Origin of the sequence: Anabaena sp. UHCC 0187 (genome assembly GCF_009712035.1) — a bacterium.
Taxonomy (GTDB): domain Bacteria; phylum Cyanobacteriota; class Cyanobacteriia; order Cyanobacteriales; family Nostocaceae; genus Dolichospermum.
Window position 1 is genome coordinate 734,059 of sequence record NZ_VILB01000011.1, and the last position, 13,730, is coordinate 747,788.

7 protein-coding genes are annotated in these 13,730 nt (G+C 34.9%); 5 read left to right on the forward strand and 2 right to left on the reverse strand.

Going from position 1 to position 13,730, the window contains the following annotated elements:
• Positions 1 to 31: 31 nt before the first annotated feature.
• The 3 genes from FJR11_RS12455 (at position 32) to FJR11_RS12465 (ending at position 6,905) form a co-directional block, all read left to right on the forward strand.
• The gene (locus FJR11_RS12455; protein ID WP_168504034.1) at positions 32 to 1,201 is read left to right on the forward strand and encodes a GNAT family N-acetyltransferase; all 1,170 of its coding nucleotides are present in this window, start codon (positions 32 to 34) and stop codon (positions 1,199 to 1,201) included.
• A gap of 197 nt (positions 1,202 to 1,398) precedes the next feature.
• A complete protein-coding gene (locus FJR11_RS12460) occupies positions 1,399 to 1,782 on the forward strand; it encodes a DUF4346 domain-containing protein (RefSeq protein ID WP_168504036.1) in 384 nt (127 codons plus the stop codon).
• A 167-nt stretch (positions 1,783 to 1,949) separates the two neighbouring features.
• Entirely contained in the window at positions 1,950 to 6,905 is a 4,956-nt protein-coding gene (locus tag FJR11_RS12465) for a GAF domain-containing protein (protein ID WP_168504038.1), read from the forward strand.
• An 83-nt stretch (positions 6,906 to 6,988) separates the two neighbouring features.
• On the opposite strand, the gene FJR11_RS12470 is transcribed toward FJR11_RS12465, so the two are convergent.
• Positions 6,989 to 10,405, reverse strand: a complete 3,417-nt coding sequence (locus tag FJR11_RS12470; protein WP_168504040.1) for a response regulator — start codon at positions 10,403 to 10,405, stop codon at positions 6,989 to 6,991.
• Between the two features lie 57 nt (positions 10,406 to 10,462).
• Positions 10,463 to 10,843: a response regulator gene (locus tag FJR11_RS12475; protein WP_168504042.1), complete on the reverse strand. Its 381-nt coding sequence runs from the start codon at positions 10,841 to 10,843 to the stop codon at positions 10,463 to 10,465.
• 164 nt (positions 10,844 to 11,007) lie between these two features.
• Here FJR11_RS12475 and FJR11_RS12480 point away from each other — a divergent pair, with 164 nt between their 5' ends.
• Both FJR11_RS12480 and FJR11_RS12485 read left to right on the forward strand, forming a co-directional pair.
• Positions 11,008 to 12,513 carry a response regulator gene (locus FJR11_RS12480; RefSeq protein ID WP_168504044.1) on the forward strand — a complete coding sequence of 502 codons (1,506 nt, stop codon included), beginning with the start codon at positions 11,008 to 11,010 and terminating at the stop codon, positions 12,511 to 12,513.
• A gap of 60 nt (positions 12,514 to 12,573) precedes the next feature.
• Positions 12,574 to 13,728 (forward strand): hybrid sensor histidine kinase/response regulator, encoded by a 1,155-nt coding sequence (locus FJR11_RS12485; protein ID WP_168504046.1) that lies wholly within the window; start codon positions 12,574 to 12,576, stop codon positions 13,726 to 13,728.
• Positions 13,729 to 13,730: the final 2 nt, after the last annotated feature.

Sequence of the window (13,730 nt, forward strand, 5' to 3'; positions counted from 1 at the left end):
TTGCTCATTTTTAGATATTGACAACCACACAATGATAAAAGAACACAAACCTCACTATTCTCTTGTTTGGACACACACAATCGCCGATATTCCCCAATCAGCTTGGGATGCTTTAGCGATGCCATTAAAAACCCCTTTTTTAGAATGGGATTGGTTGCACAATTTGGAAATATCTCACAGTGTTACCGCCAATGCAGGTTGGTTGCCAAATCACTTGATTATGTGGCGAGATAAAACTTTAATTGCCGCCGCTCCATTATATTTAAAAGGACATAGCCAGGGAGAATTTGTCTTTGATCAGCAGTGGGCAGAATTAGCATCTCGCTTAGGAATAGAGTATTATCCAAAACTCTTAGGAATGACACCATTTACCCCTGTGGAGGGCTATCGGTTTTTAATTGCTCCCGGAGAAGATGAAGAAGAAATTACAGCCTTGATGCTCCATGAAATTGATAGTTTTTGTGTGAAAAATCGCATTTCTGGCTGTCATTTTCTCTATACTGATCCGCAATGGCGACCGATTTTAGAACGACAGGGTTTTACAACTTGGTTACATCATAGTTATATTTGGGAAAACGCTAATTTTCAAACTTTTGATAATTACTTAACTGGATTTAATGCCAATCAAAGACGCAATATTAAACGGGAACGCAAAGCTGTAGAAAAAGCAGGTTTAAAAATACAAGCATTAACAGGGGAGGAAATTCCTAACTCTATGTTTCCATTAATGTATGATTTCTATGCTGATACCTGCGATAAGTTTGGTTGGTGGGGTAGTAAGTATTTAACAAAGAATTTTTTTGAACAGTTACACCATAATTATCGTCATCGGGTCGTGTTTTTTGCCGCTTACAACGAACAAGATCAACGTCAACCTGTGGGAATGTCCTTTTGTTTATTTAAAGAAGATCAACTATATGGCCGTTATTGGGGGAGTTTTCAAGAAATAGATTGCTTGCATTTTGATGCTTGTTATTATGCACCAATTGAATGGGCGATCGCTCACGGTATCCAAAATTTTGATCCTGGTGCTGGTGGTAGACATAAAAAACGCCGGGGTTTTCCTGCGACCCCTAATCACAGCCTCCACCGCTTTTACAACAACCGTTTAGGACAAATTATTCTGCCTTGGATTCGGGAAGTAAATCAAATGGAACAACAAGAAATAAATACCATTAATGCAGAGTTACCTTTTAAGTAGTGAGGAAATAGATCCCCGGCTTCTTCAAGAAGTCGGGAATCTAGATATTATAAATAATCTCCTGCCACCAAAAAGAAAGAATATCGTCTGACTAAAAATATTAGGCAAGCAATATTTGAGAAAAATGCGATACAACAATTACACTAGAGATGTAATTTAAAAATACCGTCTCCATAAATTTACTTTTGACAACGCGTATGGATTTACTGCTTGAAGATTTGACAGCAATTGATGATAAACTTTCTCACCGTCATATTGATCTTGACCCCAAAGGCTATTTCATCATTTACATAGACCACAATGAAAGATTAATTTATGCAAAGCACTTCACTAATGTCATTAATGAACGTGGTTTAGCAGTAGATCCTGAAACAGGTCAGGTGATTCCTGTCCGTGGTAAGGTAGAAAGAACCTACACAACAGTATTTAGTGGCCGTACAGCCAAAGAACTGTGTATTAAGATTTTTGAAGAAACTCCAGATTGTCCTGTAACTTTCTTAGATCATGCAGCCTACTTAGGTAGAGAATTTGTTCGCGCTGAAATGGCTTTAGTCTCAGGTAAAGAGTACATTCAAGATTAGATAGAGTATTGGTGATTAGGAATTGCTCGGTTATTAACTACCCAATCCCTACTTACCTTTACCTGAAAGAAGAAAAAAAATAATACATTTCCATATTTTTAATTTTTTTCAAAAAGCTGATTAAAGCTAGAAAACCGTCTTGATTAATTAAGTAACAAAATTGCAACATGAAAGAACCATTGCATAATGATGAAGCTGCAAGAATAGAAGCACTTTTACAGTACAAAATTCTTGATACTGCACCAGAAGCCGCCTTTGATGATTTAACTCGTTTAGCTGCCTATATTTGTGGAACTCCTATAGCCTTAGTAAGTTTAATTGATACAAACCGCCAATGGTTTAAATCTAAAGTCGGTTTAGAGGCACTAGAAACACCTCGTGATATTGCCTTTTGTACCCACGCTATTTGCCAAAAAGATGTTTTTATTGTTCCCGATGCTAGTATTGACGAAAGATTTGCAACTAACCCTTTGGTGACATCCGCGCCTAATATCCGGTTTTATGCAGGTGTACCTTTAATTGATGCTGAGGGTTATGGATTAGGAACATTGTGTGTAATTGATGATGCCCCCAGGGAACTCACGGCTGAACAACTGGAAGCTTTAAAGATATTAGGTCGCCAAGTCATTAAGCAGCTAGAACTGCGACGCAATTTAAACAGCTTACTCCTGGCAAACAAGGAACGTCAACAACAACAAAAATCCCATAAACAATTTTTTATTAAAATTACCTGCTGCTTTGGTTTGGCATCATCAATTTTAGCAATGATTGGTATATTTTCTTATCAAAATATTAAAGGATTTATTAATATTAGCAATCAGCAAAAACAAACATTAGAACGAATTAATACTCAATCAGATTTATCATTCTATATTAAGCAAGCTGAAAATGAACAAAAGAATTATATGCTGAGTGGAGAACAAGTTCATTTACAGACTTATAACCAAGCAGTTATTAAAATTAATCAAGAAATTGAAAATCTGAAAAAGTTAAAAGTAACCGAACCAAAAGCAAAAAAACAAATTGCCATCATAGAATCACAGATAGCAATAAAAATCTATAAAATCAAGGAAAATATTGATTTACGCCAGAAGAATACTCCAGAAATAGCCTTGCAAATTTTCCTTACTAATCAGAAAAAAAATAGCACTAATTATATATATAATCAAATCAATGATCTTAATAAAAATGACAAAAAACTACTTCAACAACAGTCTATAGAATTAACTACTCATACACACAACATGATCCTTGCATTAGCGATAGCTATCAGTTTGTGTGTGATGATTCTCATCATAATTTACTACCTAATATATCGTGAAATCACTACTCGCAAATTTATAGAAGCATCTCTGAAAAAAGAGCGGAACTTTATTTCTAGTGTTCTCGATACAGCCAATGTTTTAGTTATGGTTCTTGATTCCCAAGGGCAAATTGTCCGCTTTAATCGAGCCTGTGAACAAACTACTGGTTACACCCTAGATGAAGTTCTAGGACGATGTTTTTGGAATCTATTTTTAACCGATCAAGATAAGCCATCAATTCAAGCTATTTTTGAGCAGATAAAATTAGATAAAAGACCAAAAGAATATGAAACTTGCTGGATTACAAGAGATGGAAAACCGAGACTAATTGTTTGGTCAAATACCATTCTCCTTGATAATGAAAAGCAAATAGAATACATTGTGAGTACAGGGATAGATATTACTGAGAGCAGGCAGGCTGAAGATTCTCTACAACAACAACTAACAGCCATAGAAGCAGCAAGCGATGGTATCAGTATCATTGATAATGATGGTAAATATATTTATTTAAATAGCTCTTATCTAAAGATATTTGGATATAGTCATAACTCCGAACTTATGGGGAAAATATGGGAACATTGGAAAAATCAAGCACAGATTACATGGTTTGATACTCATGTACTTCCCCTACTAATAGAAAATGGTTATTGGCATGGTGAAACAACAGCTAAAAGAAAAGATGGCAGTATATTTACCCAAGAAATTTCTTTAACACGGCTCAAATCTGGGGGCATGATTTGTGTCTGTCGTGATATTAGCGAACGCAAACAAGCTGAACAATATCTCAGTTTTCAATATGCTGTGACTAGTGCTTTAGCAGGATCTAAAAATATTCAGAATGCCAGTCATCGCACCTTAAAAGCAATTTGTCAAACTTTGGATTGGGATTGGGGGGAAATTTGGGTTATAGACAAGTCAGAAAATATTCTGCGATGTCTAGATATCTGGTATGAATCATCTTCAGAATTTAACCAGTTTGAAGATATCACCAGACAAACCACTTTTACCCCAGGGATTGGACTACCTGGAAATATTTTATCTAAATTTAAGCCAGTGTGGATTACCAATATTTGTAATGAGGAGAATTTTCTGCGAAGGGAAATTGCTACTCAAATAGGATTACAAACAGCTTTTGGTTTTCCTATTCGTGGTGGTAATACAAACATTGGTGTCATGGTTTTCTTTAGCAAAAATATTCAGAAAGAAAATGTAGATTTGCTGACGGGAATGATGTCTATTGGCAACCAAATAGGCCAATTCATTAAGCGGAAGCAGGCAGAAGAAGAACTAAACCTGCAAAACTTACAATCGCAATTATTATCCGATATCACCCTCAAAATCCGCGACTCTTTACAAATTGACGATATTCTCCAAACTAGCGTTACCGAAGTTCAAAGGCTGCTAAAATCTGATCGTGTCCTCATCTTAGAGTTTGAAGCTAATGGCTCTTTAACTGCATTAAAAGAAGCATTGGTTCCCGGTATCCCTGTTGTCATGGGAGAAAATATTGTTGATACTTGTTTTGCAGAAGATCATGCTCAAAAATATCGGCAAGGATGGATAACTAGTATTAATGATATTGAAAAAGCCAACATCGAACCTTGTTACCGAGAATTATTAGAAAGATTTCAAATCAAAGCTAACCTTGTGATTCCTATTTTTCTCAAAGATGAATTTTGGGGATTGTTGGTTGCTCATCAATGCACTCAAAGCCGTAATTGGAATAGCTGGGAAAGAGAATTATTGCGATCTCTTGCTGATCAAATAGGTATTGCCTTAGCCCAAGCTAAACTACTAGAAGCAGAAATTATTCAACGTCAAGAACTAGAAATAGCTCGACACCAAGCTGAATTAGCATCTCAAGCTAAAAGTAGTTTTTTAGCAAATATGAGTCATGAAATCCGTACCCCAATGAATGCTGTTTTGGGCATGACTGGCTTACTATTAGAAACTCCCCTTAATCCAGAACAACAAGATTTTCTGGAAACAGTACGGATTAGTGGTGATGCTCTTTTGTCCCTGATTAACGAGATTTTGGATTTATCCAAGCTAGAAGCCGGGGAAATGATGCTAGAAACCCTAGATTTTGACCTATCTACTTGCATTGAAGAAATTTTAGAATTGTTAGCACCCCAAGCCCATAATAAGGGATTAGAAATAGCTGCTTTTATTCCTCGGAATATCCCCATTCACATTCAAGGAGATGCTAGTCGTCTTCGCCAAATTATCATGAATTTGATGAGCAACGCTATCAAGTTCACCAGCACAGGAGAAGTAGTTGTCCGCGTCAAATTAATCTCAGAAACCCATGATACAGCGACAATCCAATTTGCCGTTACAGATACAGGAATTGGGATTACTCGTGAAGATCAAAATAAACTTTTTCAACCCTTTACCCAAGTTGATGCTTCTATTACTCGCAAATATGGTGGCACAGGTTTAGGATTAGCAATTTGTCAAGAATTAGTAAATTTGATGGGTGGAGAAATTGGCATCACAAGTGAGATCGGCAAAGGATCTAAATTTTGGTTTGAGCTACCTTTTACTAAACAGTCTAAAGCTATTTCCGAAAATCAAGATTATCATATTCTCCATCAACGCCGCTTGTTAGTAGTAGATGACAATGCTACCAATCGGAAAATTCTCCACCACCAAGCTACCCGTTGGGGAATGGAAGTAGATGAGGTTGATTCCGCAATGGCAGGACTGGCAGCTTTACAAACAGCCGCCCAACAGCAAATTCCCTATGACATTGCCGTGATTGATATGCAAATGCCCGATGTAGATGGATTGACTTTAGGAATACAAATTAAGGAAAATCCAGCTATTGCTAATGTCCCTTTAATTATGCTAACTTCTACCAATCAAAGAGATGAAATAAAAAGGTCATTAGATATAGGATTTATCAGTTATTTAGTCAAACCTGTTAAGCCTTCTCGACTGCTTGACACTATCATGAGTATCCTAGGTAATCAATCAAAAATTAATAATTCTCAGATTCCTCTAAATGAATCACAACCACTAATAAACAATCAAAATAAATCTAAATTAAAATTACTATTGGCAGAAGATAATCTAGTTAATCAAAAAGTCTTCCTTAAACAACTGCAAAATTTAGGATATCAAGCTGATGCCGTAGCCAATGGTCAAGAAGTATTAGAATTATTAGATAAAATTCCCTACGACTTAATTTTTATGGATTGCCAAATGCCAATTCTCGATGGATTGGAAACTACAAGAGAAATTCGTCGTCTGCCTCTAAATTCATTTGCTAAACATCAGCAACCTGTAGTAATTGCTATTACTGCTAATGCCATGAAAGAAGACCAAAAAATTTGTTTAGATGCAGGTATGGACGATTATTTAAGTAAACCAGTAGCTAAAGATAAATTAGCTGCTATATTAGAACGCTGGAGTCAGATCATATTGAAATCACAGGAAATAATTATGGCTGAAGAAACAGATTTGATCACAGATAGCAGTAACTTTAATCTCCCCATTGACTGGAATTACCTACATAATATCTCAGACAACAATACAGAATTTGAATTTGAGCTATTAGAAATGTTTGCAGATACTAGCCAATCTCATCTAGAAGCAATTAAAGCCGCGATTGCTACTAATGACTTCCAAAAAATTGCTTGGGAAACCCATTATATCAAAGGTGCTAGTGCTAATATTGGTGCTACAACTATGCAGCAAGTAGCAGAAAAACTAGAAAAACTTAGTCAAGAACAGAATTGTCAAGGTGCATCTGAGTTATTAACAGAATTAGTTGAATTCGTAAAGCAAATTCAAGCATTTTTAAATAACAAATAATTCTGATTTCCTAGTCAGGTCTTTTCCTCACTCTTACTTTTGACTAAAAAATTTGTTCCGCAAACCCTAACTAGGATATGTGACTATTCTAATGGTATTAGGGAATACTCAACACATAACTGGACAATTTTATCAAAGTGAAAATTATGAACTAAATCTGTTAAAGCCTTGGCCTGGTTTTTTTGTAGTTCAGGAATTTGAGATATTAATTCCATAGTTTGACTTTTGCTACATCTATTAGCAGACTTATATAATTGGAGAATCCATTCATTAGACATCATCTCTAAAGATAAAGATTGTTCTTCTTTTTTCTTCATATCTTTTGTCTTTTCTTCGTAAATATAACTAAGGTTCAAATGTTCAGCCAGTTTATTTAATAAAAATTCTTCTTGAAAAGGCTTATGAATAAAATCGTCGCAGCCTATAGATAATATCTCATTTCGCTGTTCCTCAAAGGCACTAGCAGTCAAAGCAATTATTTTAGTTGGTAACTGTGAAGATGAAATATTTTGCTTTTCTAAAGTGCGAATTTGCTTCGTTGCTTCGTAACCATCCATAACAGGCATCTGCATATCCATCAAAATTAGATGGGGTTGGTAACTCATCCATAAAGCAATTCCTTCTTGTCCATTTTCAGCGTGATCAACATCAAATCCTAATGGTACAAGTAACTCCACTAAAAGTTGTCTACTATCACCATGATTTTCTACAATTAATAATCGGTAATTTGGTTGTTCAGGTGCTAGGCTAATAATACGATTCTGAGGCAATTGGGCAGGAATATTTACTTTTTCAGTACAATCCACCTTGATATTAAATCGAAATATACTTCCTTGATCAATAATACTCTCAATTGTGATCTCACCGCCCATCAACTTGACAAATTTTTGACTAATAGTTAATCCTAGTCCCGTTCCTTGGTGGGACTGAGCTATTTTAGTTTGCACAAAAGCATTAAATAATTGTGGAATATCTTCTGGGAAAATACCAGGACCTGTATCTTCTACTTCAAATGATAAGGAAGTAGAAAGCATATCTTTTTGATCTTGATTTCCTGCTGTTCTGACACGGAGTGTTACTTGTCCTTGTTCAGTAAATTTAATGGCATTTCCTAGCAAATTTAGTAAAATTTGGCGAAGTTTGACTTCATCTGCGATGATATATTTGGGAAGATTTAGATCATAATCAAAAATGAGGTTTAATTGTTTTGATGCAGCTTTTAAACTTAATAAATCTTCCAAGTTTTTCAGTAAATAACATAAATCAAAACTTGCCGGATTGAGTTTAATTTTACCTATTTCAATCTTTGACATTTCCAATACGTCATTAATAAGTTTTAATAGGTGTTGTCCACTCTGGTTGATGATTTCCAGATGGGCCTGATTTTTTGGATTTAAGAGTGAATCACGACTCATTAATTGAGTAAAGCCCATAATGGCATTGAGTGGAGTCCGCAGTTCGTGGCTCATATTAGCCAGAAACTCACTCTTAGCTTGGTTAGCTGATTCCGCAGCATCTTTGGCTTTTTGTAATTCTATTGATTGTTGTTGAATTTGATTAAATAACTTTGCTTGATGAAGTGCTATTCCCAATTGGTTACTAATTTGTGCAACAAGATTAATTTCATTTTGTTTCCAAGAACGAGGAGCAGAGTTTTGATAAACTGCCAACAGTCCCCACAATTTGTCAGCCTTAAAAATTGGCACAACAATATATGCCTGAGCTGCAAATTTCTCGAATATATCTATATAGCAATTAGGAAAACCAGATTTGTAAATATTTTCAACGACAAATTTAGATTGATAAGATATTTCACTTACCTGAGTTTGTTGGAGATGAGCATCCGTAAACCAGTTATTTTTTAACTTATTCCAATCATCATTATAAATATTTTGTTGCACAACAACATCATGGCATAATAAGGATTTCCAATCAGAACCAACTGCTTCAGAGACAAATTCACCACTCCAGTCAGAATGGAAGTAGTAAATAGCAACGCGATCACATTTTAATAATTCTCTAACTTCTTCTGTCGTAGCCCGGAATATTTGTTCAATATCCAACGTCTGCCGCATTCTTTCCACCACTCGCAGGGTTGCTCGTTGCTGTTGTAAACTTTCTTGTAAAGCAGTTTGTTGACGTTTGCGATCAGTGATATCTTCAGCTATACCTAGTAGGTATTTAAGATTTCCAGCTTCGTCAAAAATTGGTAATTTCTTAGTATGTAGAGTTCTGATTCCTTGATATCTGGTATGAATCACTTCTTCGGGAATATCTACAATGTTTTTCTTGGCTAATACTTCCCGATCTTTATCATTAAAAAAATCTGCTTGCTCTGATGGAAAAAATTCATTATCTGTCTTACCGATTAATTCTTCTTGGGAATAGCCTAGTAGCTCTGCACCTGCTTTGTTAAGACGAATAAATTTTAAATCATCTGCATTTTTAACAAATATCATATCAGGAATATTTTCAATAATAGAATCTAGAAATACCTGAGTTTCTCTAATTTCTTTTTCACTTTTTCTTAATTCTTCTTCTGCCTGTTGACGTTTAATCTCTGTTTGGTAGGCACTGATAAATTTACCAATACTTTGAGCCATTAATTCAATAATTTGTTGTTCATGACTTTCAAATTTTTCAGGTCTGGCATGAGTAGAAAAAAAACAAAGTGTACCATAAATTTTTCCATTTACCCAAATGGGCGTACCAATATAAGATTCTATTTTTAGGCTTTGGTAGAGTGAATGACAACGCATTTCTTCTATTTGTTGTACATGATGAAATGCAACTGTTTTTTGTTGATCAACTACTTTTCCACAATAAGCATCTGATAGATTGATTTGTAACCCAGTAACTAAGGAATCAAAGTCAGATTTAACAGCCAGAAATGAATAAATTTGATTATTAATTTGACCAACTGCTCCTGCTGAAAATTCTAGGACTTGACAACCTGTATCTAAATAGTCGGTAAATAGTTCTTCAACATTATTAAAGTCAGCGATATTGATGCGATGTAATTGCTTAAGACTGGAACTGAAATTTGCTAAAGCTTGAGTTTTTTGTAGTAATTCTTGGTTCTGCTCAACTAACCTATGTTGTAAGCGTCGAAATCTCAGTTGATTTTCGATTCTGGCAATTACTTCCTCCGCTTGAAATGGTTTAGTAATATAATCAGCACCACCAACATTAAATGCTTTTACTTTATCAAAAGACTCATCTAATGCACTAATAAAAATAATGGGGATATCATGAGTGCTTTCATTAGCTTTCAGCTTTTGACAAAGCTCATAACCATTCATATCATTCATGATAATATCCATTAAAATCAGATCTGGTAAATTAGTTTCCACTGATATTAATGCTGAATTAGCATCTATAGTTGAGCAGACTTGATAACCTGATTTAGAAAGTACCTTGGAAAGCAAAAGTAAATTTACCTGATTATCATCAACTACTAAAATATTTGCAGGTAATTGTGATTTTTGTATCTTGCTCATATTTTTTATTTAAATTAATTTAAACAATCTTAATTTAGTAATTGATTGGAAACTAAATTATTCACTCCAATCTAACGCTACTAACAATTGTTCAGCTAATTGAGCAGGCTTAAAGGGTTTGCTAATGACGGCTTTAATACCCAAGCTTGCAAAGCGACGTTGATCTGATAACTGTATTTTAGCAGTAAGTAAAATTACTGGTATATGCTTTGTCCTGGGATTGGACTGAAGTTGCTCAAACGTTATTAAGCCATCCATGTCAGGTAACATCACATCCAGCAAAATTGCATCTGGTTGCTCGGTTTCAGCTTTTTGTATGCCTTCCTGACTTGTTGCCGCGACAATTACCTTGAATCCAGCCATGATTTCTAAACTAATTTGAGCAACTTCTCGAATATCATCTTCGTCATCAATGACTAAAACTTTTTTAATTTTCATATCTTAAATTTTATTTAGTGTTCTGTATATGTATTACTATAAGACTTACTCTGTCAATTATCATACTTAACTCTTGTTAATCCTCCCAGTTCTTTATCCTTCTCTATTACTGAGATGGAGTTTAGTTATCATGTATTATTTAATAATAAAATATATTAAAGCTGATGAGAATTTTGATAGTAGATGATGATGAAACCATAGCAAAGGTATTAACAGAGCTTTTATTAAAACAAAACTATGTTGTTGATATTGCTAAAGATGGTGAAGTTGGTTGGGAGTTTGTGGAAGGCTTTCAATATGATTTAATTCTATTAGATGTGATACTTCCCAAACTAGATGGAATTAGCTTTTGTCGTCGCTTAAGAGAACAAAAAAATCCAGTGTTAGTCATGCTATTGACTGGTCGTGATACTACCACGGATAAACTTATAGGCTTAGATAGCGGAGCAGATGATTATGTGGTGAAGCCATTTAATTTCCAGGAACTAGCTGCTCGAATTCGGGCTTTAATCCGTCGTGGCAGTACATCTATTTCTACTATTCTAGAATGTGGTGATATCAGACTTGATCCAAATATGCACGAGGTAAGTTATAAGTCATACGTGCTGAAACTTAGCCGGAAGGAGTACCTTCTAGTCGAATTGTTTCTTCGTAACCAAAAACGGGTTTATAGTCCCAGCGAAATTGTTGATCATCTGTGGTCTTTTGATGCTGAACCACCTCATGAATCTACAGTCAGATCCCATATTAAAAATCTGCGCCGAATTTTCAAAGCAGTTAAGGCAGATGATTTTTTAGAAACAGTTTATGGACAGGGATACAGAATTAATCCTGCTTTTACCTTACCCAAAACTAATTCAAATCTCAGCAATACAAATAAACAAGAAATTTTAGATGTATCTCTTACCAAAATCTGGAAACAGACAAAAAACTTAAGTTTTGAACGATTAATTGCTATAGAAGAAGTTCTATCTTCTTTATTAGTAGGTATTTTTGATGAGAATTTATGCCAAAAAGCTATTGAAAATGCTCATAAGTTGGCAGGATCTTTGGGTATGTTTGGCTTTGAAGAGGGAACTATTCTCGCTCGAAAAATAGAAGTTTTATTTCAGTCAGAATTTAAGTTACCATCAGAGGTTACACAAATTCATCAATATAAATTTGCTCAAATATTAGAGCCGTTGGTGAGAAATTTACGTCAGCAATTAGAACGGACTGCTCAAGAAGTAAGTACCTTACCTAGTATCAATGATAAGTTTATAGCCAATGAAAAAATTAATGCCAAAATCATCGCAGTTGATGATGATCCACAAATTTTGATCATCCTCAAAAGCATACTTGAACCCTTAGGAGTTGAGCTTACTTGTTTAGAAAATCAGGATAATTTCTGGGAGATATTAAAATCAATTCATCCAGATTTTCTGATTCTTGATATTAATATGCCTAGTGGAACAGAAGGTTTAGATTTATGTTTAGCTGTCCGCCAAAATCATGATTGGAATTGGCTACCAATTCTATTTTTGACTAGCTGCAATGATGTAGAAATGTTACAAAAAGCGTTTGTCATGGGTGCGGATGATTATCTAACTAAACCCATTGTGGCGCAAGAACTATTAATTAGAATTATCAATCGTCTCCAGCGCATTCGCACAATCCGAACTCACATTTAGAAGTATTTTTAAACAGCATATAAATTTTGGTTTTTACGTTCTACTAAAGTAAATTAAATTATGAATAACATTCCATCTAAACCATATAAAGGTAATATTTTAATAGTTGATGATACACCAAACAATCTACATTTACTCTCCAATATGTTGGAGGAGCAAGGATATGATGTGCGCTGTGCAAATAGTGGTACAATCGCACTTAAGGCAGTAGTAATAGAGCATCCAGATATTATTCTCTTAGATATTAATATGCCTAATATCAATGGCTATGAGGTCTGTGAGCGATTAAAACTAGATCCCAATACCTGTGAAATCCCAGTCATTTTTCTCAGTGCATTAAGCGAAACTATAGATAAAATTAAAGCTTTTCGCATTGGTGGTGTAGACTACATCACTAAACCATTTCAAGTAGAAGAAGTTCTGGCTCGGATTGAAAATCAGTTGAGCTTACGACGGATGCAATTAGAACTGCAAGAAGCAAAAGATCAAGCTTTAAAAGCTTTAGAGCAAGAACAAGAACTCAACCGGATAAAATCAGAGTTTGTTTCCATGATTTCCCATGATTTTCGCAATCCGCTGACCAGTATTCAGGGTTTTGCCGGATTACTTGAATGTGGTGGCAATATTCCTCCTCCTGAAACAATTAACCGTTATATTGGCAAGATTAATAACGCTGTGGATCAACTGCTTTTGTTATTAGATGAAATACTGATTATCGGGAATATGGAAGCAGTTAAAATGCAGTATGAATCTGTGCATATCAACTTGAAAGAATTTTGTCAGGAAGTTATTGATACGCTCAAATATAGTGTAAATAATCAACATCAGATTTGCTTTACTTGCTCTGAAGAACCTACAGACGCAGATATGGATTCTACACTACTTCAACGAATCCTGATTAACTTACTCTCGAACTCAATTAAATATTCTCCACCGGGATCAGAAATTTATTTTGATTTAGAATGTCACAATCAGATTGCTACATTCCGAATCCAAGATCAAGGAATTGGTATTCCATTAGAAAATCAATCAAAATTGTTTGAAGCTTTCTATCGTTGTAGTAATGTTGGGAATATTAAGGGAACAGGTTTAGGATTAGCAATTGTGAAAAAATGCGTGGAAGTCCATGAAGGAACTATTTCTCTAGTAAGTAAAGAAAAGCTAGGCACAACATTTATTATATCCTTACCTCGTTATCCTCATCAAAGATTGTGAGA

Coding starts and splice junctions, on each gene's coding strand:
- FJR11_RS12455 (WP_168504034.1), top strand. CDS start 32: ATGATAAAAGAACACAAACCTCACTATTCTCTTGTTTGGACACACACA.
- FJR11_RS12475 (WP_168504042.1), bottom strand. CDS start 10,843: ATGAAAATTAAAAAAGTTTTAGTCATTGATGACGAAGATGATATTCGA.
- FJR11_RS12465 (WP_168504038.1), top strand. CDS start 1,950: ATGAAAGAACCATTGCATAATGATGAAGCTGCAAGAATAGAAGCACTT.
- FJR11_RS12480 (WP_168504044.1), top strand. CDS start 11,008: ATGAGAATTTTGATAGTAGATGATGATGAAACCATAGCAAAGGTATTA.
- FJR11_RS12470 (WP_168504040.1), bottom strand. CDS start 10,405: ATGAGCAAGATACAAAAATCACAATTACCTGCAAATATTTTAGTAGTT.
- FJR11_RS12460 (WP_168504036.1), top strand. CDS start 1,399: ATGGATTTACTGCTTGAAGATTTGACAGCAATTGATGATAAACTTTCT.
- FJR11_RS12485 (WP_168504046.1), top strand. CDS start 12,574: ATGAATAACATTCCATCTAAACCATATAAAGGTAATATTTTAATAGTT.